Annotated in this window: 23 protein-coding genes and 2 pseudogenes; 9 read left to right on the top strand and 16 right to left on the bottom strand. The window is 73.5% G+C overall.

The genetic code is table 11. The features are described from left to right. The first annotated feature begins 4 nt into the window (after positions 1-4). Positions 5-1111: a galactose-1-phosphate uridylyltransferase gene (gene galT, locus AB0H71_RS07395; protein WP_357015968.1), complete on the top strand. Its 1107-nt coding sequence runs from the start codon at positions 5-7 to the stop codon at positions 1109-1111. Further along, entirely contained in the window at positions 1108-2265 is a 1158-nt protein-coding gene (galK, locus tag AB0H71_RS07390) for a galactokinase (RefSeq protein WP_357015965.1), read from the top strand. The genes galT and galK overlap by 4 nt, the downstream gene beginning before the upstream one ends. On the opposite strand, the gene AB0H71_RS07385 is transcribed toward galK, so the two are convergent. Then, complete coding sequence (locus AB0H71_RS07385) at positions 2262-3080, bottom strand: hypothetical protein (RefSeq protein WP_357015963.1); 819 nt, start codon at positions 3078-3080, stop codon at positions 2262-2264. The genes galK and AB0H71_RS07385 overlap by 4 nt on opposite strands. Before the next feature lie 61 nt (positions 3081-3141). Then, positions 3142-3537 (bottom strand): hypothetical protein, encoded by a 396-nt coding sequence (locus AB0H71_RS07380; RefSeq protein ID WP_357015960.1) that lies wholly within the window; start codon positions 3535-3537, stop codon positions 3142-3144. Between the two features lie 115 nt (positions 3538-3652). Between AB0H71_RS07380 and AB0H71_RS07375 the strand changes: the two genes are divergently transcribed. Together AB0H71_RS07375 and AB0H71_RS07370 are read left to right on the top strand one after the other, a co-directional pair. Next, positions 3653-3799 (top strand): hypothetical protein, encoded by a 147-nt coding sequence (locus AB0H71_RS07375; protein WP_357015957.1) that lies wholly within the window; start codon positions 3653-3655, stop codon positions 3797-3799. Positions 3800-3886: 87 nt separating this feature from the next. Continuing rightward, the gene (locus AB0H71_RS07370; protein WP_357015953.1) at positions 3887-4900 is read left to right on the top strand and encodes a crotonase/enoyl-CoA hydratase family protein; all 1014 of its coding nucleotides are present in this window, start codon (positions 3887-3889) and stop codon (positions 4898-4900) included. A 16-nt stretch (positions 4901-4916) separates the two neighbouring features. Here the strand turns inward: AB0H71_RS07370 and AB0H71_RS07365 are convergent, their stop codons facing one another. The 8 genes from AB0H71_RS07365 to AB0H71_RS07330 all read right to left on the bottom strand — a co-directional run bounded on the left by AB0H71_RS07365 (position 4917) and on the right by AB0H71_RS07330 (position 11849). Next, positions 4917-6236, bottom strand: coding sequence for an FAD-dependent oxidoreductase (locus AB0H71_RS07365; protein ID WP_357015951.1), 1320 nt, complete (start codon positions 6234-6236; stop codon positions 4917-4919). Between the two features lie 59 nt (positions 6237-6295). Then, on the bottom strand, positions 6296-6682 hold the full coding sequence (locus AB0H71_RS07360; protein ID WP_357015949.1) for a DUF1304 domain-containing protein: 387 nt from the start codon (positions 6680-6682) through the stop codon (positions 6296-6298). A 139-nt stretch (positions 6683-6821) separates the two neighbouring features. Beyond that, complete coding sequence (locus AB0H71_RS07355) at positions 6822-7682, bottom strand: LLM class F420-dependent oxidoreductase (RefSeq protein WP_357015947.1); 861 nt, start codon at positions 7680-7682, stop codon at positions 6822-6824. Between the two features lie 46 nt (positions 7683-7728). After that, the gene (locus AB0H71_RS07350; RefSeq protein WP_357015945.1) at positions 7729-9339 is read right to left on the bottom strand and encodes a S24/S26 family peptidase; all 1611 of its coding nucleotides are present in this window, start codon (positions 9337-9339) and stop codon (positions 7729-7731) included. 197 nt (positions 9340-9536) lie between these two features. Beyond that, positions 9537-10148, bottom strand: coding sequence for a TasA family protein (locus AB0H71_RS07345; RefSeq protein WP_357015942.1), 612 nt, complete (start codon positions 10146-10148; stop codon positions 9537-9539). Beyond that, positions 10145-10720, bottom strand: a complete 576-nt coding sequence (locus AB0H71_RS07340) for a signal peptidase I (RefSeq protein WP_357015939.1) — start codon at positions 10718-10720, stop codon at positions 10145-10147. The genes AB0H71_RS07345 and AB0H71_RS07340 overlap by 4 nt, the downstream gene beginning before the upstream one ends. Further along, positions 10717-11271, bottom strand: a complete 555-nt coding sequence (locus AB0H71_RS07335) for a hypothetical protein (protein WP_357015936.1) — start codon at positions 11269-11271, stop codon at positions 10717-10719. Before AB0H71_RS07335 ends, AB0H71_RS07340 begins: the two co-directional genes overlap by 4 nt. An 11-nt stretch (positions 11272-11282) precedes the next feature. After that, positions 11283-11849 (bottom strand): alternate-type signal peptide domain-containing protein, encoded by a 567-nt coding sequence (locus tag AB0H71_RS07330; protein ID WP_357015934.1) that lies wholly within the window; start codon positions 11847-11849, stop codon positions 11283-11285. Positions 11850-12183: 334 nt separating this feature from the next. Here AB0H71_RS07330 and AB0H71_RS07325 point away from each other — a divergent pair. Continuing rightward, a pseudogene (locus tag AB0H71_RS07325) lies at positions 12184-12348 on the top strand (nitrilotriacetate monooxygenase); the annotation flags it as partial. A gap of 183 nt (positions 12349-12531) precedes the next feature. Here AB0H71_RS07325 and AB0H71_RS07320 read toward each other — a convergent pair. Then, on the bottom strand, positions 12532-13128 hold the full coding sequence (locus tag AB0H71_RS07320; protein WP_357015931.1) for a helix-turn-helix domain-containing protein: 597 nt from the start codon (positions 13126-13128) through the stop codon (positions 12532-12534). Between the two features lie 62 nt (positions 13129-13190). Here AB0H71_RS07320 and AB0H71_RS07315 point away from each other — a divergent pair. Continuing rightward, a pseudogene (locus tag AB0H71_RS07315) lies at positions 13191-13472 on the top strand (SMR family transporter); the annotation flags it as partial. Here the strand turns inward: AB0H71_RS07315 and AB0H71_RS07310 are convergent. Continuing rightward, the gene (locus AB0H71_RS07310; protein WP_357015929.1) at positions 13392-14129 is read right to left on the bottom strand and encodes a TetR family transcriptional regulator; all 738 of its coding nucleotides are present in this window, start codon (positions 14127-14129) and stop codon (positions 13392-13394) included. The pseudogene AB0H71_RS07315 and the gene AB0H71_RS07310 overlap by 81 nt on opposite strands. Before the next feature lie 100 nt (positions 14130-14229). Here AB0H71_RS07310 and AB0H71_RS07305 point away from each other — a divergent pair, with 100 nt between their 5' ends. After that, positions 14230-15411 (top strand): FAD-dependent monooxygenase, encoded by a 1182-nt coding sequence (locus AB0H71_RS07305; protein ID WP_357015926.1) that lies wholly within the window; start codon positions 14230-14232, stop codon positions 15409-15411. 197 nt (positions 15412-15608) lie between these two features. Further along, on the top strand, positions 15609-15917 hold the full coding sequence (locus AB0H71_RS07300; protein WP_357015923.1) for a hypothetical protein: 309 nt from the start codon (positions 15609-15611) through the stop codon (positions 15915-15917). Here AB0H71_RS07300 and AB0H71_RS07295 read toward each other — a convergent pair. Further along, positions 15905-16255, bottom strand: coding sequence for a helix-turn-helix domain-containing protein (locus AB0H71_RS07295; protein WP_357015920.1), 351 nt, complete (start codon positions 16253-16255; stop codon positions 15905-15907). The genes AB0H71_RS07300 and AB0H71_RS07295 overlap by 13 nt on opposite strands. A 66-nt stretch (positions 16256-16321) precedes the next feature. On the opposite strand from AB0H71_RS07295, the gene AB0H71_RS07290 reads away from it, so the two are divergent. Then, complete coding sequence (locus AB0H71_RS07290; protein WP_357015917.1) at positions 16322-16921, top strand: NAD(P)-binding domain-containing protein; 600 nt, start codon at positions 16322-16324, stop codon at positions 16919-16921. Between the two features lies 1 nt (position 16922). Here AB0H71_RS07290 and AB0H71_RS07285 read toward each other — a convergent pair whose 3' ends face one another. From AB0H71_RS07285 to AB0H71_RS07275, 3 genes are read right to left on the bottom strand one after another with little or no spacing between them, the layout of a single operon-like run. Then, complete coding sequence (locus AB0H71_RS07285; RefSeq protein ID WP_357015914.1) at positions 16923-17330, bottom strand: PPOX class F420-dependent oxidoreductase; 408 nt, start codon at positions 17328-17330, stop codon at positions 16923-16925. Positions 17331-17367: 37 nt separating this feature from the next. Beyond that, the gene (locus tag AB0H71_RS07280) at positions 17368-18204 is read right to left on the bottom strand and encodes a crotonase/enoyl-CoA hydratase family protein (RefSeq protein ID WP_357015912.1); all 837 of its coding nucleotides are present in this window, start codon (positions 18202-18204) and stop codon (positions 17368-17370) included. Between the two features lie 52 nt (positions 18205-18256). Continuing rightward, positions 18257-18586 (bottom strand): anti-sigma factor antagonist, encoded by a 330-nt coding sequence (locus tag AB0H71_RS07275; protein WP_357015909.1) that lies wholly within the window; start codon positions 18584-18586, stop codon positions 18257-18259. Positions 18587-18593 lie beyond the last annotated feature (7 nt).

The following is an 18593-nucleotide window of genomic DNA, read 5'->3' as shown; positions in this document are numbered from 1 at the left end:
GGCGGTGGCATCCGGAATCGTCAAGCGGCAGGCGCGGCTCGCCGACGGCCGCGAGCTGATCTACTTCGACGACGCCGACACCCGGCTCGGCCCGGAGCGCCGGATCGACGCCAGGACGCTGGAGCCGCGACCCGGCACCGCCGCCATGCGGCTCGACGTGCTCACCGGGGAGTGGATCTCGATCGCCGCGGCCAGGCAGAACCGGGTGGTCCTGCCGCCGTCGGACCGCGACCCGCTCGCCCCGCAGACCCCGCTCAACCCCTCCGAGATCCCCGACGTCTACGACGTGGCCGTCTTCGAGAACCGCTCACCCGCCTTCGGCCCCGCGCTGCCCCCGCTGGCCACCGGCGCGCCCACCGGCCTGGCCGACCTCGCCGAGCTCGGCTTCGGCCGGGAACTCGCCGCCGTCGGCCGCTGCGAGGTGGTGTGCTTCAGCCCGGAGCAGCAGGGCTCGCTCGGCACGCTCGGCACCAGCCGGGTGCGCACCGTGATCGAGGCGTGGGCCGACCGCACCGCCGAGCTCTCCGCGCTCCCCGGCATCCAGCAGGTCTTCCCGTTCGAGAACCGCGGCGAGGCCATCGGGGTGACGCTGCACCACCCGCACGGCCAGATCTACGCCTACCCCTTCGTCACCCCGCGCACCGCCCGGCTGCTCGACACCGCCGAGCGGCTCGGCCCCGGCTTCTTCGGCGAGCTCCTCGACTTCGAGCGCTCCGGGCCGCGGGTGGTGTTCACCGGCGAGCACTGGACCGCCTTCGTCCCCTTCGCGGCGCGCTGGCCCATCGAGGTGCACCTGCTGCCGCACCGGCACGTCCCCGATTTCGCCGGCACCGACGCCGCCGAGCGCACCGAGCTGGCGGTGCTGCTGCCGCGGCTGCTGCGCGGCATCGACGCGCTCTACGGCACCCCGACGCCCTACATCGCCGCCTGGCACCAGGCGCCGGTCCGGGTCGGCCGGGACGCGCTGCGGCTGCACCTGCAGCTCACCTCGCCGCGCCGCGGCGTGGACAAGCTCAAGTACCCGGCGGGATCGGAGGCGGCCATGGGGGCCTGGATCGGCGACATCCCGCCGGAGACCGCGGCGGCCCGGATCCGCGCGGCGCTGGCATGAGCGCCCGCGCGCTGTTCCGCGAGCTGACCGGGGGCGATGCCGCCGGGGTGTGGTCGGCGCCCGGCCGGGTCAACCTCATCGGCGAGCACACCGACTACAACGAGGGCTTCGTGCTCCCGTTCGCCATCGACCGGCGCACCGAGGTCGCGGCCGCGCCGCGCGCCGACGGGGTGCTGCGGGTGGTGAGCACCTTCGGCGCCGGGGCGGTCGAGCTGCCGGTGGCCGGGCTGGCGCGCGCGCACGCCGGCGGCGAGCTGCGCGGCTGGTCCGCCTACCCGCTCGGCGTCGCCTGGGCGCTCGGCGAATTCGGCGCCGACCTGGCCGCGCTGCCCGGCGCCGACCTCGCCATCGACTCCACCGTCCCGGTCGGCGCCGGGCTCTCCTCCTCGGCGGCGATCGAGAGCGCGGTGGCGCTGGCGCTGACCGAGCTGTGGGGGCTCGAGCTCTCCCGGGAGACGCTCGCGAAGGTGGGGCAGCGCGCCGAGAACGACGCCGTCGGCGCCCCCACCGGCATCATGGACCAGTCCGCCGCGCTGCTCGGAGAGCTCGACGCCGCCGTCTTCCTGGACTGCCGCTCGCTCGCCGCCGAGGTGGTGCCGCTCGGCTTCGCCGAGGCCGGGCTGGTGCTGCGCGTCATCGACACCGGGGTCAGGCACGAGCACGCCACCGGCGGCTACCGCGAGCGCCGGGCCTCCTGCGAGGCGGGCGCCGCCGCGCTCGGCGTCCGCGCGCTGCGCGATCTCGAGGTCGCCGACCTCGATCGGGCGCGGGAGCTGCTCGACGACGTCACCTTCCGCCGGGTGAAGCACGTGGTGACCGAGGACCAGCGGGTGCTCGACACCGTGCGCACCCTGCGCGCCGAGGGCGCCGCCGCCATCGGCCCGCTGCTGGACGCCTCGCACGTCTCCATGCGCGACGACTTCGAGATCTCGGTCCCCGAGCTGGACGTCGCGGTGGCAGCGGCGCGCGCCGCGGGCGCGGTGGGGGCGCGCATGACCGGCGGCGGATTCGGTGGCGCCGCCATCGCCCTCGCCCCGGCGGATGCCGTGCCCGCCCTCTCCGCCGAGATCGAGAAGGCTTTCGCGGCGCGGGGTTTCGCGCCCCCGACGCAGTTCACCGTCGTCCCCTCGGACGGGGCGCGCCGGGACTCCTAGTCCAGTTTTCGCCGGGGCGCGGGAACCCCGGCGGGCGCGGCCCGGCGCAGCACCGCGCCCCCGGCGACCCCGGCCACGATCAGCCCGATCCCGGCCGCCGCCTGCGTGCCGTCGGTGATCAGCCCGGCCACGCCGACGCCGATCAGGTAGGGCGGGAACCAGTCCAGCAGCCGGGCCACCGGCCGAGGCGGGTCGGTGGGCTCGCCCGCCGCCTGCGCCGCCCGGTTCGGCGCGTACTCCGGGTACCACTCGGTGAAGGCGATGGCGAAGAGCGTGCTGCCGATCTGCAGCACCCAGCCGGTCCAGAAGTCGTCCGGGTCGTGCAGCACCCCGTCGGCGAGGAAGCCGAGCAGCGCGTTCACCCCGAAGGCGGCGGCCCACACCCCGGTGATCGCGTAGTTCACCCGCAGGAAGAGCGGCGACTCCCAGTACTCGCGCGGCGTCTGCTCGCGCGCGTACTGCAGCGTGAACGGCACCCGCCCGAGCAGCGAGCCGAGCGCGAAGAGCGCCAGCGCGATATTCGAGATCTCCCCGGCCCAGAGCGCCAGCCACTCGATGGCGCCGGGCGAGGCCAGGATCCCGATCACCGCCAGCGTCCCGAAGAAGGCCAGGTCGAACAGCTCCAGCAACTTCACCGAGGTGCGGCGCCGCCGCCCGGCCACGAAGACCAGCAGCGCGAATCCGAACGCCGCCGCCACCGCCTCCTCGAAGCGGCCGGGGCCGTTGAACAGCGACATCACGATCCACGGCGCCAGCCCGGCCAGCGGGGATTCCACGAAGCGGTCGAGCAGCCCGGAGCTGTGCGGACGGTCCACGGCACCCTCCTCGACGAGTCGGGATCTCAGCGTAGACCCGGACTCGGCGAATATCCGGCAATCAGCGCCGCGGCGTCGAGGTGCTCCACAGCGCGAGTCCGATCAGCACCGGCTGGAAGAACAGCCGGATCAGCCGCTTCCGGTCGGTGTCCAGGCCGAAGCCGTCCCGCTTGTTCGTGTACTGGGCGAAATTGCCCGGGAAGACCGCGACGAAGAACAGCGCCAGCAGCTTGCCGAAGCGCGCCCGGTCCCGCGAACTCACGGCGAGCAGCGTGCCGAGCGTGAGCTCCACCCCGCCGGAGGCCATCACCACCCCGTCCTCGTCCAGCGGCGTCCAGCTGGGCACCTGGGCGCGGAAGGTCTCCCGGCCCCAGAAGAGGTGGCTGAGCCCGGCGAAGACCATGCCACCGGCCAGCCCGTACCGGACGACGTCGCGCGCGGTCGTAGAAGAGTCCATGGTGCGACGGCTACCCCGTGCCGCCGGGGCCAACCCGTGGCGTCCGCCGCCGGTTTCCGGCCGCCGAAACCGGACACCCCGCCCAGGGAACACCCGAACCGAGAGGAGCAGGCGCATGCCGGACGAGGACACCATCGCCCAGCTGAACCAGGACATCACCACCGCGGACAACCTCGGTGACACCGCCACCGTGGAGCGGCTGAAGGGTGAACTGGAGAAGGCGAAGCAGGCCGCGGCCACCGGGGACGCGAACCTGGAGTGAGCGCGCGCGGCGGAGCCGGACCGGCTCCGCCGCACCCGGCAACCCCTGGGCTAGGTTCGGTGGCGGACCGTCTGAGAGGGGAACCCCATGCCGGATTACGAGAACCACGCGGGCACCCGCCCCGCCGCCTGGTACGAGGACGCCGCCGCGGGCGCGGACTCGCCCTACGCGGGCCGCCCGGAGCCGGTGCGCGAGCATCGCTACGCCACCCTCACCTACGAGGTCACCGGCCGCATCGCGCGCATCACCTTCGACCGCCCCGAGCACGGCAACGCCATCACCCCGGACACCCCGCTCGACCTGGCGCACGCCGTCGAGCGCGCCGACCTGGACCCGGCGGTGCACGTCATCCTGGTCTCCGGCCGGGGCAAGGGCTTCTGCGGCGGCTACGACCTGTCGCTCTTCGCCGAGCAGTCCGGCACCCCCGGCGACCCGGACTCCACCCTCGGCACCGCGCTCGACCCGATGGTGCAGGCGCGCAACCACAACCCCTGGGGCACCTGGGACCCGGTGCTCGACTACCAGATGATGAGCCGCTTCAACCGCGGCTTCGCCAGCCTGCTGCACGCCAACAAGCCGACCGTCGCGAAGCTGCACGGCTTCGCCATCGCGGGCGGCACCGATATCGCGCTCTACGCCGACCAGATCGTCTGCGCCGACGACACCCGCATCGGCTACCCGCCCACCCGGGTCTGGGGCATCCCCGCCGCGGGCATGTGGGCGCACCGCCTCGGCGACCAGCGCGCCAAGCGGCTGCTCTTCACCGGTGACTCGCTCACCGGCGCGCAGGCCGCCGAGTGGGGGCTCGCCGTGGAATCCTGGCCCGCCGCCGAACTCGACGCCCGCACCGAGGATTTCGTCGCCCGGATCGCCCGCATGCCGCTGAACCAGCTGGTCATGGCGAAGCTCGCGCTCACCAGTTCGCTGCTCGCGCAGGGCGTCGCGAACTCCGGCATGGTCAGCACCGTCTTCGACGGCATCTCCCGGCACACCCGCGAGGGGTACGCCTTCCAGCTGCGCGCCGCCACCGCCGGGTTCCGCGAGGCCGTGCGGGAGCGGGACGAGCCGTTCGGCGACTGGAAGGGGAGCCGGAAGGACTGACCCGGCCCCGAGCGGCTCACCGCTCCGCAATCCCCTCCGCGCGAGCGAAACTCGCCTCCTCGGGGCTGACAAGGCCGAGCAGCGCCAGCGGGCGCTGGGTGACGGTATTGGTCAGGTAGGTCATGACGATGGCCCAGCGATTGACCGCGCGCGGCACCGCGAGGGTGTGGTAGGCGCGGGTCACCGCCTTGGCGAGCAGCCCGGAGAGCGGGATGCCGAGCGGGTTGGCGACGGCGAAGCGCGGGCCGAGATCGACGACCAGCCCGAGGTCGCGGTGCCGGTACGGCGCGAAGGTGCCGATGCCGAGGCTGGCGGCGACATTGCGGGCCAGCGTCTTCCCCTGCCGGGAGGCGTGCTGGGCGGTGGGCGGGGTGATCTCGCCCGGCTTGGTGAGGTCGGGCACGGCGGCGGCGTCGCCACCGGCGAAGACCGACGGGTGGCCGGGCACCCGCAGCTCGGCGTCGACCACCAGCCTGCCGCGCTCCAGCGGCAGCCCGAGCGTCTCCAGCACGGGGGCGCCGGTCACGCCGGTCACCCAGGCGACGGTGTGCGTCGGCACCTCGGTGCCGTCGGTGAGCACCACCCGGTCAGCGGTGAGTTCGCGCAGCGAGGTCTCCAGCCGGATCTCGATGCCGCGGCCGCGCAGCTCGTGCAGCACCTTCTCGCCGAGCGCGGCGCCGACCTCCGGCATGACCTGCTTCGCGGTGTCGAGCAGCAGGAAGCGGAGCTCCGCGCGGTCGATGCCGCGGCGCCGCGCGTAGTCGTCGGCGAGCGCGCGGAGCTGGGCGATCAGCTCGGTGCCGGCGTAGGAGGCGCCGACCACGACGACGGTGCGGCGGGCCCTGCGCACCGCCTCGTCCTCCTCCCGGTCGGCCAGCTCCAGCTGCCGCAGCAGCTGTTCGCGCAGGTAGAGCGCCTCGGCCACGGTCTTGAGGCCGCGGGCGTGCTCGTGCAGCCCCGGCACGTCGAAGAGCCGGGTCACCGAGCCGGGGGTGAGGACGAGGCGGTCCCAGGAGAGCGTGCGCGGCGGGTGGTGCTCGCTGGTGACGGTGATGGTGCGGGCCGCCAGATCGACCGCTTCCGCGCTCGCCACCACCAAGGTGACCTTCGGTACCGCGTCGGCCAGCGGAATCGCCACGAAGCGGGGGTCGATCAGCCCGCCCGCCACATCCGGCAGCAGCGGCGTGTAGAGCATGTAGTCCTGCGGGGTCACCAGCACGATCTCGATATCGCGGCCCGACTTCGCGACCCGCCCGCACAGCTCGCTCGCACAGGTGAACCCGGCGAATCCGCTGCCGACGACGACGATCCGTTCACGGGCGCTGGTCTCGGGCACGGCGCACCCCTCCTTCGGTTCGGTTACCGCGGGCGTTTCCCGGTTGCGGCCGCCGAAACTCAGGCGGCCAGCCCGATGGCGAGGATCACGATGCCGAGCAGCGGCGCGACCAGCTGGATCAGCGCGGGCCGCAGCTTGCCCGGGTCGGAGAGCAGCAGCACCAGCCCGGCCGCGACCATGCTGCCCGCGCCGGCGAAGACCAGTGTGGCGCCGACCGTCCGGTGGTCGAGCGCGACGGCGACGATCCCGGCCGCGACCAGGATCGCCAGGAAGAGGTTGTAGAAGCCCTGGTTGAAGGCGAGCGGCTTGGTGATCTCCGCGTCCTGGGCATTCACCCCGAAGATGGCCCGCGTGCGCGGCGCGGTCCAGGCCAGCGACTCCAGCTGGAAGATGTAGACGTGGATCGCCGCGGCGATTCCGGCCAGGACGAGTCCGGCGACGATCATGGGGTTGGCCTCCGTGGATTCTGGGTGCGGAGACCCAGTATGGGCGCGTCCGGGCCGGAGTTGCGGCAGGGCACTCCGGGTCGGGCTCGCGCCGGGCCGTCGGCCTCGCGCGCGCCCGGGCCCACCGCACCCGCGCCGATCAGCGCAGCGCGGCCGCGATCCGGCGCCACTCCTCGCGGGGGAGGGCGCGCTGGTCGGCGCGGAGCACCTGGACGCAGACGTGGTCGGCCCCGGCTTCGCGGTGCTCGGCGATCCGGCGCAGCACGGCTTCTTCGTCGCCCCAGGCGATGACGGCGTCGAAGAGCCGGTCGCTGACGGTGGCGATGTCCTCCGCGGTGAAGCCGGAGCGCAGCAGGTTGTTGGCGTAGTTCGGCATGGAGAGGTAGCCGCGCAGCCAGGGGGTGCCGATCTCGCGCGCCTCGGCGGCATCGGTGGTGAGGACGACGGTCTGCTCCGGGGCCAGCAGCGGGCCGGCGCCGAGTACCTCGCGCGCGGTGCGGGTGTGCTCGGGCAGCACCAGGTAGGGGTGCGCGCCGCGGGTGCGCTCGGCGGCCAGGGTGAGCATCTTCGGGCCGAGCGCGGCCAGCACCCTTCGGTCGGCGGGGACCGGGCGCTCGGCGGCGTCGAGGCCGTCCAGGAAGGCCGTGGTCGCGGCGAGCGGCTTGCGGTAGCGGCCGGGGGAATTCGCGTCGATGAGCGGTGCGTGGCTCACCCCGATGCCGAGCAGGAAGCGGTCACCGTAGCTCTCCGCGAGCCGGTGGTAGGCGGCGGCCACGTCGGCGGGCTCGTGCATCCAGAGGTTGAGGATGCCGGTGGCGATCACCGTCGTCGAGGTGGCGCGCAGCAGATTCTCCACCGCGTCCAGGACCGGGCCGCCGACATCCGGGATCCAGAGCGCGGTGAAACCCGCCTCCTCCAGCTCGGCCGCGGCCTCCGCCGCCGCGACCTGGTCGCCGTAGCGCAGCGGGGAGCTCCAAATTCCGACACCTGAGAGATTCACGGCCGCCATCTTTCACACTGTTCGGTCTGCTCGCCACCCGCGCCGGTCAGGGCGGGGTGGTCGTGGTGGAGGACGGGGTGGTCGTCGGGGGGAGTTCGCGGGGCGCCGGGGGCGGGGTGGTGGTCGTCGTGGTGGGGGCGGGGGCCGGTGGTTCCGATGCGGGAGTCGTCGTGGTGGTGACCGCGGCCGGGGGCGGAGCCGTGCTCGGAGCGGTGGTGGTGGCCGGGGCGCTCGTCGGCGCGGTGGCCGAGGTGGTGGTGGCGGTGGTCGTGGTGCCGCTCGCCGGGGCGGACTGCGCCCGCAGCCCCGCGACCGGGCAGGCCACCGCGGTCGTGGTGACGGTCAGGTTCTGCTGCGCGAACTCGGTCGAGGTGGCGGTACCGGAGAGCGTGCGGATCTCGGCGACGGCGGCGTCACCGGTGCGCTGGGTGAGGTCGAGGTCGGCGACGGCGATCGTGCTCGTGACGCTCTGCCCGGCCTGCGCCGGGACGGTGGTCACCTGCCGGGTCAGCATGATGTTGCGGCTGGTGCCATCGCGCACGATCAGCTGGTAGGTGTAGGGGGAGCCGAGGTGCGGCCAGGTGAGGGTGGCCCGGGGAGCCGCGGTGGTACAGGCGACCGAGGCGGGGCCGGGCACATAGGCGGGGGCGCCGTTCTGCTCGCCGCGGAGCACCCCGCAGTCCAGGTCCTCGGGCGACACCAGCGCACCGAGGATGTTCTGCACCACGCCGATTCCGCGCCACGCGGTGCTCGCCGCACCCGACGACGTGGGCGGGCCGGGCAGCACGGTGTGCACCTCGAGGTCGTACTGCCAGGCCACCAGCCGGCCGGGCAGCCCGGCGCCGGTGATCACGAAGGACACCGTGCCGCCCGCTGTGGCCGGGACGGTGGTCACCTCCCAGGTGCGCCAGACGGTGCCACTCAGGTCGCGGAGTACCAGCCGGTAGCGGTAGGGGGCGCCGAGGTGCCGCCAGGTCAGCGTGACCGGGTCGGGGCCGGTGGCGCTCTGCTTGCTGCAGGTGACGTAGGCCCCGTTGCCGAATGTCTGATTGATCCGCGGCACGAACTCGGTGCGCGAGGTGAACGCCCCGCTGTTCGCCGCCGCGGCGTCGGTCGTCGCGGCCTGCGCCTCCGGCGCACCGGCCAGCCCGGTGGCGGTCACCAGCGCCGCCACCACGAGCAGCGGCGCCGCCGCGTGCTTCCCGCCTCCGCCGGGGGCGGGGCGGACCGGGCGGGGCAGGAAGGCGATGGCGAGGAGCAACCCGGCGAAGGCGCCGCCGAGGAAGACCGCGGGCGGGCTGGCCAGCCAGGCCACCGCGTACCCGAGCTTCTCGACGTGCACGAAGACCCGCTCGGCCTCGGTCACGGTGTAGGGCTGGGCGTCCTCGGACTCGTTGGCGTCGCCCTTCATCCGGAAGGTCGCGCTGTTGCCGGTGATCGAGTCCACCGCCACCACCCGGTGCGTGAGCCGCTCGCCCGCCGCATTGCGCACCGACACCACATCGCCGGGCTCGATCCCGGTCGCGTCGACGGTGCGCACCAGCGCCACCGCCCCCGGCCCGATCTCCGGCTCCATCGACCCCGACCGGAACAGCAGGGGTTTGATCCCGAACAGCAGCGCCGCCGCGGCGGCGATCAGACAGAACGTCCCCGCCACCGCCCCGATCGTCAGCGCGATCTGCGCCGGAGTCCGCAACTCGGGTCGCCCGTGCTTCCCGGACGCCCCGGGAGCCCCGTCCGGCGCTCCCGGCCCGCCCCCGTACCCGTTCGACGACCCCACCGGCTCCCCGGACCCCGCCCGCTCCCCGGGCGCATCCGGGAGACCCCTGTTCCGCTGCCACGGCGGCGCCCCGTTCACGATTGCCCCACCGCGGTCGCGCTGAACGCGAACCGCACCGCCGCCACCGACTGGTTCTGCACCGCGACCGGCGCCCCGGTCGTCAGCTGCGCCACCACGCAGAGCGGATCGCTGCCGGTACTCGCGGCGATCGGCCGCGCCGTCGTCACCAGCGGCGTCGACCCGCCCGCGCTCAGGGTGCCCTGCGCGAGCCGAGTCCCGGTACAGCTCCCGGTCCGCATGCCGCCTGCGGTCGCGTTGCTCGCCGAACCACCGGGGAAGACGGAGATCTGCAGGTACCCGGCGAGCGCGGCGCTCCCCGCGGGAGTACTCGCGGCCATGGTGTAGGTCAATGGGATCGTCCCCCTGTTCTGGGCGGTGAGCTGCGCGGCGACGCTCTCGCCGGGCAGCATGCCGGTGAGCGCGAGCGCGGGCAGCGCGAGCTCCTTGGTGCCGTCGACGCGCAGGTCGAGGGTGCCGATGCTGAAGGTGCCGGAGGTGGCGGTGGCCGAGTCGCTCCACGCCGCTAGCGTGCCCGCGGTGCCGAGCCCGAGCACGATGCCGAGCGTCAGCAGCGCGCGCACCCGCGCGCTCGCCCACAGATTCCCCAGCGCGGCCAGGTATCTCACCGGCGCTCCCGCTTGGCCCGCAACCGATCCCTGGTGTCGGTGGCGAGCGCGAACAGCGCGTACCCGCCGAGCAGCACGATGAGCACCGCGATGGTGTAGGTCCGCTTCGACCCGGAGAACCAGTTGTTGAGGTACCCGAGGTACGGGATCGAGTACCAGACCGCGCCGCGGATCTGCTCCGGGCGCACGATCTGCTCGTCGTCCACCGGATTGGCATCGCCGCGGGTGACGAAGCCGATCTCCCCGTCGGCATTGCGCCGGATCTGCACGATCCGATGCGTCACCACCTCGGGTGCCCCGGAGCGGAGCTGGTAGGTGATCGGGGTGCCGACCGCGAGCTCGACCGGCTCCTCCGGCCGCACCACCACCAGCGTGCCCGGCGGATAGGTCGGCCGCATGGACCCGGTGAGAATGGTGAACCGGTGCCCGCCGACGGCCAGCGGCAGCACGATGGTCACCACCAGCAGCCCGACCAGGGCGAAGAGCAGCACCCAGGTGAGGACGGATTTGAGCCACCAGCCCGCGCCGGTGGATTCCTCGGGGGGCGCCTCGGGCGCCGCGTGTGCGTTCACGATGAACTCGCCAGGAAGTCGAAGGTCACGGTCGTGGAGGTGTTCGGGACGGCGGCCGCGCCGACGGTGCCGCGCAGGCACCACACCGCGCTGGCGCCCGGCGCCAGCGTCGGCGCCCAGGCCGGAGCGCCCGGCACCTGGGCGCCCGCCATCGCCCCGCTGTAGAGCGCGGTCCCGCCGGGGGCGGCCGACGCCGGGCAGCCGGATTCCGCGCCCACCAGCCAGATCTGCAGCGTGAGCGGCAGCGCCGCCGAGCTCTGCCGCACGTTCTGCAGCCGGTAGTACATGGTCACGTCACCGGCATTGCGCACGGTGAGCGGCTTCTGCACCACCGCGGCCGGGGCCAGGTCGGTGCCGCCGAACGCGTCGAAGACGTAGTTGCTCACCTGGCTCGACGCCCCGCCGACGCGCAGCGCGAGCGTGCCGGAGCGGATGATGTCGCCGCCGATCTTCGACTCGGCGCGCCAGTAGGCGCCGGACTGCTCGGCCACCCCGTAGGCCAGCAGTACCAGCGCCGCACCGGCGATCGCCCACCACCGCAGCCGTCGCATCCCGGCCTCGGTCAGGGCGCGGGATTGGTGTTCTGCGTGAGCGTGATCGCCACCTTGTTCAGCGTGACGCTCGCGTTCTGCGCGACCTTGTCCGGGGTGGTCGGATCGAAGGTGAGCCGGGCGGCGACGGTCAGCGTCTCCCCGTCGTTCGCCTCGGTGACCTGCGAGTTCGGCAGCACGGTGCCGCTGCTGCTCGTCGCGGTGAGCGAGGTGTTCACCAGCCGGGCCTGCAGCGTGGGATCGCTTCCGGCGGCGAACATCTGCGACGTGTCGGCCGCGAGCGTGGCGGTCAGGTTGTCACCGTCGGCGCTGACCGTCGTCGTGCAGGTGTAGCGCAGGGTGTCGCCGGGCACGATCCGGAAGCTGGCCACGTCGATCGAGGTGGCGGTGCCGTCGGTGATGTCCTCCCAGCCAGTCGTCCCGATCGGGGTGCACGGGCTGAGCGCGAGCTCGCCCGCGGTGATGGTGCCGCCGCCGGATTCCGTCCGGTCCTGCCAGAAGGCCAGACTACCGGCGCCGCCGAGCAATAGAATCGCGGCCGCACCGGCGGCCAGTGCCGCCTTTCCTCTCCGGTCCATTCGTCCTCATCTCACGTCGCTGTCGGTACGGACAAATTGCTCTTCGAACATTCCCGGGACTACGGAGAAGCAAACATGCGGCAAATAGTGCCGACCGGCACCGTAAAGTGGGCTGAACGTCCAGTTCAAGGCATGCGGGGATGGAACGGAGACCGAGTCGAGTTTCGCCGCGATAAGCAGACCGCTACCCGGGCGCTTCCGATCGCGGTGCGAGAAGGGATGCAGCGCCGGAGCTCCGCGACGCCGACCACGCCACAGGGCGAGCCGGTGGTCTTCTGGGGACCACGCCGACGGCGACGGCGAGCACGCGGCCACCGCCGAACTCGTCCTCGCCGCCCTCGGTGCCGCTGACGGCTTGACCCTCATGCCGGATGCCTTCCCGGCCGGGCTGGAGCTCTTCGTCGACGAGGTGGTGCCGATCCTGCGCCGCCGCGGCCTGTTCCGGCACGAGTACGCCGAGACCACGCTGCGCGAGCGCCTCGGCATCGCCGCCGCCTGACCCGGCCGACCCGGGCTGCTGCGCAACGCCTTCATCAGTGCTCCCCGAGTTGCGCAGGGGTGGGCTCGCGCAGCGCGAGGCACGCTGCGGCACAGGTTCTTCGGCGGCACCGATACGGTGCCGGAGCCGAATCCGGCGCGGGGCCCGTTCACCCCCACTGTTCGAGCGGAGCAGAGAGCTGAGTCAACCGCCGATCGCCGCACGGGCCAGGGTGCCGAGCGCGGCGGCGATGGCGTCCGGTGTCACGCCGCGGGCGCGCTGGTAGCGGTACACCTCGGCGGCGAGCGGCGCCAGTACCACATCGACCAGGGCCTCCGGTTCGGGAACGCCGGCCTCGGCGAGCAGCGCGCGCACGTGCGCGGACCAGAAGCCGTAGGCGCCGGTGTCGAACCGGGCGCCGCCATGCTCGGCGCCGAGCACCAGGTCGGCGTGGCCCTCGAGCAGCTCGACCATGGCGGCGTAGAAGGCGGCGAGCCGCTCGGCGGGCGGGGCGCCGGGGCCGAGCGGGGGAGCGCCGCGGAGCAGTTTCTCCTGGAGTTCGCGTTCGTGCTCGTCGAGCAGGGCGGTGGCGATGGCGGCGGTGTCCGGGTAGCGGCGGTAGAGGGTGCCGCGGCCGACGCCGGCCGCCCTGGCGATGTCGTCCATGGTGACGGTGCGCGGGTCGCGGGAGCCGAAGAGCTGCCCGGCGGCGGCGAGGACGCGCGCCCGGTTGCGCGCGGCGTCGGCGCGTTCGGCCACCGGGGCGGGCCGGTCGGCCAGCAGATTCTCGCGGGGGTCCATGCGGGCAGCCTAGCAAGTGGACAATATGTCCGCTTGAGCCTAGGCTGGCGAACCAAGCGGACATGCTGTCCGAATGTCCATACCTAGATATGCGCATCAAGAGATGTGAGGCGGGAGCAGGCATGACGGGGTGGATCTTGCTCGGGCTCGCCGGACTCGTCGAGGTGGCCTGGTCGCAAAGCATCGAGCCGACCAGGAATTTCACCCGCCCGCTCCCGACCCTGCTCTGCTTCGTCCTGGCGGCGAGCGCCGTTTACCTGCTCTCACTCGCCATGCGCACGCTGCCGGTCGGCACCGCGTACGCCGCCTTCACCGGCATCGGCGCGGTCGGCGCCATCGGGCTCGGCGTGGTGCTGCACCGCGACCCGCTCACCCTCGGCCGGGTGCTCGCGCTCGCGCTGATCGTCGGCGGCATCGTGCTGGCGCGGATCACGAACCCCGGCTAGCGCCGCGATGGCGGTGGCCAGCCGGTCACCGTCGGGGAGCGGGGCGCCGGGGGCGATGGTGTACAGCAGCCCGAGGCCCTGCGAGAAGACGAAGTGCAGCTCCGCGACGGCCCGCAGCTGGTCGTCGGAGAGCTGGGGGTGCGCCTCGCGCAGGGCGTCGGCGAGGTCGTCGTAGCCGCCCTCGAGCATGGCCTCGAAGTGCTCCTGCGCCTCGGGGGAGCGGGCCACCCGGACCAGGTTCTCGGCGCTGGCGAGCATGGCCGGTCGGTTGGCGGCGAAGGCGGCGGGCATGGCGTTCCAGACCGCGGCGAAGCCGTCGAGCGGGGTCCGGCCGCGACCCTCGCGGATCCGATCCTCCATGGCGTCGCCGATGGCGGTGCCGAGCGTGTCGCTGAGCGCCTCGGTGATCAGCTGCTCCTTGGAGCCGAAGTGGTAGCCGATGGCCGCGAGGCTGACCCCGGCGGCGGCCGCGATCTCCCTGGCGGTGGCCTTCGCCACGCCGCGCTCCACGATCACCTGCCGCGCGCCGGCCAGCAGGTCCTCCCGATTGCCCATGCCCAGACCGTACACCAGCGTCTTAGACATTTGTTCTAGACATCTGTGCCAGCGCGGTTTATACATATGTCTCAGACGTTCGTTTCAGGAGAGGTCGGTCATGCAGGTTCTGATCAGCGGTGGCGGTATCGCGGGGAACGCGCTAGCGCTCGGGTTGGCGGCGAAGGGAATTCGCCCGACGGTGGTGGAGCGCGCGGCGGCCCCGCGGCCCGGCGGGCAGGCGGTGGATCTGCGTGGCCGGAGCCGTGCGGTGGTGGAGCGGATGGGGCTGCTGCCCGCCATCCGCGAGCGCAGGCTGCACGAGCGCGGCATGGCGTATGTGGACGCGCAGCGCAAGGTGTACGCCCGTATGCCCGCGGAAATGTTCGACGGCGCGGGGCCGGTGGCGGACCTGGAGATCACCAGGGGTGACCTGAACGACGTGCTGCTCGGCGCGCTCGGCGACCGCGCCGACTACCGCTACGGCGAATCGATCGCGGCGCTGCACGACGACGGCGCCGGCGTCGACGTCACCTTCGCCTCGGGGCGCCGCGCGCGCTACGACCTGGTGGTCGCCGCGGACGGGCTGCACTCGGCCACCAGGGCGCTGGCCTTCGGCCCGGAGGAGCGCTACACCACGCACCTGGGCGGCGCCATGTCCTTCTTCACCATCCCCACCCCGGCCGACGCCGAGCCGGGCTGGTTCAGCCTGCATCCGGCGGTCGGCGTCACCGCCGGAATCCGCCCGGACGCCGACCCGGCCACCGCCAAGGCGATCGTCATGCTGCGCACCCCCGCCGACCAGGCGCTGCGCGGCGACGCCGAGGCGCAGCGGGCGCTGGTGCGGCGCGCGCTGACCGGGGTCAGCGGGCACGCGCCGCAGATCCTGGCCGCGCTCCCCGACACGCCGGACTTCTACTTCGACGAGCTGGTGCGGGTCGACATGCCGTCGCTCTCCGCCGGGCGGGTGACGCTGCTCGGCGACGCCGGGTACTGCGGCTCCCCGCTCACCGGCATGGGCACCGCCATGGCCGTCGTCGGCGCCTACGTGCTCTGCGGCGAGCTCACCGCCACCCCGGACGACATCCCCGCCGCGCTGGCCCGCACCGAGCGGGTGCTCACCCCGTACCTGGAGCGGGCCAAGCAGGTGCCGGGCGGCGGCATCCGGGCCATGGTGCCCGGCTCGAAGGCGACCGCCCGGCTCGCCCGCGCCGCCGCGGGGGTGATGACCTCGAGGGTGGCCCGCCCGCTCGTGCACCGCATGTTCACCGGCACCGAGGAGACCGCCGTCCCGGTGTACTGATCCGGCCCGACCCGTCGGTTCGGGAATTTGCTGCAACCCATACTCACGCCTACTGTGGCCGGTCACAAGATACGTGGGCGTAGGAACTGGATTGCACAGGACCCGCCCGGGTCGCCCCCGCCGCCCCGGTGCACTCCGCTACCGTCTGTCGCCGCACGGTCGAGGGAAACGAGACGGTGGGCGAGGAAGGAAGCGGCGTGGAGGACCGAAGGGGTACCGGAGAACGCGACACCCGCGCGGCGGCACACGCGGCCTTCCACGTCGTGCTGACGCTGCTCGAGGTCGCGGAGAGATCGGGCATGCCGACGCTGGAGCGGCTGGAGCGCGCGGTGCGCACCTGCGCCCAGCAGGGCATCCCGGCGCCGCGGGTGCTGGACGCGGTGAACGAGGGCATCGACGACGCGCTGCACCGCTGGCCCGGCGGGCGGCGCCCGGTGGTCGCCGAGGAGACCGCCGACTACCGGGCCGCGCTGCGCGGGGTGATCCTGCGCGGCTACGCCTCCTGAGCCTCGGCGGCGAGCAGGGCGTCGCCGTGCTCGTGCGCCCACGCGGCGAGCGCGCGCAGCGGCCCGTCGACCAGCCCGCGGCCGAGCGCGGTGAGCGCGTAGTCCACCCGGGGCGGCGCCTCGGCGTAGCGGTGGCGCTCGATCAGCCCGCGCCGCAGCAGCCTGCCGAGCGCGGCGGTGAGCGCCTTGTCGCTGATGCCGCCGATCCCGGTGCGCAGCGCCCGCCTGCGCCGCGGCCCGGCGTGTAGCGCCGCCAGCACCACCGGGTCCCAGGTGTGCGCCAGCAGATCGGTGGCGGCCCGCACCCGGCAATCCGCGACCTGCCCGGCTTCGTTCATCCCTGGATCATGCCGCCTCCGATACGCGCCCGCTGGTGCGTATCGAACTCACTACCGTCGGCGGCCATGCGAATCGGAATCGTGGGAAGCGGCGCTATCGCGTCGGCGCTGGGACATCGGTGGGTGCGCGCGGGGCACACCGTGCGGCTGGGCGGGCGGGACCGGGGCCGGGCCGCGGCGACGGCGGAGCGAATCGGCGCGCGGCCGGGCACCCCGGCCGAGGCGGTGGCCGATGCCGAGGCGGTACTGCTCGCGGTGCCGTGGGCGGCCGCCGCCGAGGTCGCGGCGCTATTGCCCGCCGGTGTCACCGCCCTCGACCCGACCAACCCGGTGGCGCACGGCGTCGGCGTCCTCGAACTCCCGCCCGGCATCGCCGCGGCACGGTCGATCGCCGCCGCGGCGCCGGACACGCACGTGGTGAAGGCATTCCACCTGTTCCCGGCGCACACCTGGGCGGGCACCGGCCCGGTCCCCGTCACGGTGGCGCTCTGCGGCGACGACCCGGCCGCGCTGCGCACCGCCGAGACGCTGGTGCGCGCCACCGGCGCCACCCCGGCGGTGCTCGGCGGCCTGGACCGGGCCAGGCAACTCGAGGAGGCCGCGGGTTTCGTGATCGGGCTCGCCTTCGCCGGGCACGACCCGCGCGCGGCGGTGCCGGGCCGGTGAATCAGAGCCGCCCGGAGACCTTGGTCGGCGTCACCCGCACCACCACGCGCTCGGCATCGTGCACCGCGGCCGGATTGAACTCGGCGTACGGCTTGCCGGTGTACTTCAGCGACATCCGGTCCGGCAGCGCGCGCTCGGGGTCGGGGGTGAGGGTGGCGGTGCCGCGCACCTCGGCGTAGAGGAAGGGCTGGTCCGGCGGGTTGATCATGACCGTCACCCGCGGGTCCCGGCTCAGGTTCCTGGCCTGTACCCGGTCCACGGTGGTGGAGTAGACGAGGTCGTCGCCGTCCCGGTCGATCCACACCACGGTGAGGTGCGGGTGGCCGTCCCGGCCGATGGTGGCGACGGTGGCGTAGATCGGGCCGTCGACGTGGGCCTTCAGGGCCTCGGAGAGTGCGATATCGGTCACCTGCGTGATCAACCCCGCACTCTCCGTTCGCATTCCGCTACGGCCGGAAGGGCGGGATCGGCATGTCGGCGCCGAAGATGTCCGGGATGTCGGTGCTCGGGCGGTCCGGGAAGCGCGCCGGGCGCTTCTCCAGGAACGCGGTGACGCCCTCGCGGGCGTCGGCGCTCGCGCCGCGGGCGAGGATGCCGCGGGTCTCCACCCGGTGCGCGATCATCGGGTGCTCGACGCCGAGCCCGCGCAGCAGCATCTGCCGGGAGAGCGCCACCGAGACCGGCGCGGAGTGCTCGGTCACCGAGCGGGCCAGCGCGTACGCCTCGTCCAGCAGCCGCTCGGCCGGGTAGAGCCGGTAGAGCAGCCCGGCCTCGTGCGCCTCGGCGGCCTCGACGAGGCGGCCGGAGTAGACCCAGTCCAGCGCGGTCTGCAGCGGCACCAGCCGGGGCAGGAACCAGCTGGAGCCGGACTCCGGCACGATGCCGCGGCGATTGAAGACGAAGCCGATGCGGGCGTTCTCCGCGGCCAGCCGGAAGTCGGCGGCGAGCGTCATGGTGATGCCGACGCCGACCGCGGGGCCGTTGATCGCGGCCACGATCGGCTTGCGCGACTCGAACATCCGCAGCACCACCCGGCCGCCGCCGTCCCGCCAGTCCGCCGGGGCGGCGAAGGTGTCGGCGCCGCCCGCGAGGTCGGCGCCGGCGCAGAAGGCGCGGCCAAAGCCGGTGAGCACCACCGCGCGCACGGCGTCGTCGGCGTCGGTGCGGTCGAACGCCTCGATCAGCTCGTTCTCCATCACCGTGGTGAAGGCATTGAGTTTGTCCGGGCGGTGCAGCGTGATGGTCGCGATGTCGTCGGCGATCTCGAGACGAATGTCGGGCATTCGGACAGCATGCCACGACAGCATGTCCGCTCCGGATGGCCGCGGGGGCGGCTCAGCCGGCCAGCGCGGCGTCCAGGCTGTCGAAGGTCGGGATCACCTTGACGAGGCCGGTGGCCTCCATCGGCCGGTGCACCGCCCTGGAGGCGGCGATCCGCAGCTCGGCGCCGTCGGCGGCCTGGATGAGCGCGTTCAGCCCGGCCGAGTCGAAGAACGGGACGGCGGTCAGGTCGGCGATGACGACGCCGGAGCCCGCCTCGGTCAGCGCCTGCTGTAGCCGGGGCGCGGTGATGATGTCGACCTCGCCGCGGGCGGTCACCACGACAGCGGCATCGACCGACCTGACCTCGACCTGGAAATCGCGGGGCGGATCTGTGAAGCGCACGGTGAAC

The organism is Nocardia sp. NPDC050697 (genome assembly GCF_040654395.1).
Lineage (GTDB): Bacteria > Actinomycetota > Actinomycetes > Mycobacteriales > Mycobacteriaceae > Nocardia.
Note: the sequence above shows the minus strand (reverse complement) of the source record. Positions and strands in the feature narration are given on the sequence as shown.

Coding starts and splice junctions, on each gene's coding strand:
- galK (WP_357015965.1), top strand. CDS start 1,108: ATGAGCGCCCGCGCGCTGTTCCGCGAGCTGACCGGGGGCGATGCCGCC.
- AB0H71_RS07380 (WP_357015960.1), bottom strand. CDS start 3,537: ATGGACTCTTCTACGACCGCGCGCGACGTCGTCCGGTACGGGCTGGCC.
- AB0H71_RS07375 (WP_357015957.1), top strand. CDS start 3,653: ATGCCGGACGAGGACACCATCGCCCAGCTGAACCAGGACATCACCACC.
- AB0H71_RS07370 (WP_357015953.1), top strand. CDS start 3,887: ATGCCGGATTACGAGAACCACGCGGGCACCCGCCCCGCCGCCTGGTAC.
- AB0H71_RS07360 (WP_357015949.1), bottom strand. CDS start 6,682: ATGATCGTCGCCGGACTCGTCCTGGCCGGAATCGCCGCGGCGATCCAC.
- AB0H71_RS07335 (WP_357015936.1), bottom strand. CDS start 11,271: ATGCGACGGCTGCGGTGGTGGGCGATCGCCGGTGCGGCGCTGGTACTG.
- AB0H71_RS07330 (WP_357015934.1), bottom strand. CDS start 11,849: ATGGACCGGAGAGGAAAGGCGGCACTGGCCGCCGGTGCGGCCGCGATT.
- AB0H71_RS07320 (WP_357015931.1), bottom strand. CDS start 13,128: ATGGACCCCCGCGAGAATCTGCTGGCCGACCGGCCCGCCCCGGTGGCC.
- AB0H71_RS07310 (WP_357015929.1), bottom strand. CDS start 14,129: ATGGGCAATCGGGAGGACCTGCTGGCCGGCGCGCGGCAGGTGATCGTG.
- AB0H71_RS07305 (WP_357015926.1), top strand. CDS start 14,230: ATGCAGGTTCTGATCAGCGGTGGCGGTATCGCGGGGAACGCGCTAGCG.
- AB0H71_RS07295 (WP_357015920.1), bottom strand. CDS start 16,255: ATGAACGAAGCCGGGCAGGTCGCGGATTGCCGGGTGCGGGCCGCCACC.
- AB0H71_RS07290 (WP_357015917.1), top strand. CDS start 16,322: ATGCGAATCGGAATCGTGGGAAGCGGCGCTATCGCGTCGGCGCTGGGA.
- AB0H71_RS07280 (WP_357015912.1), bottom strand. CDS start 18,204: ATGCCCGACATTCGTCTCGAGATCGCCGACGACATCGCGACCATCACG.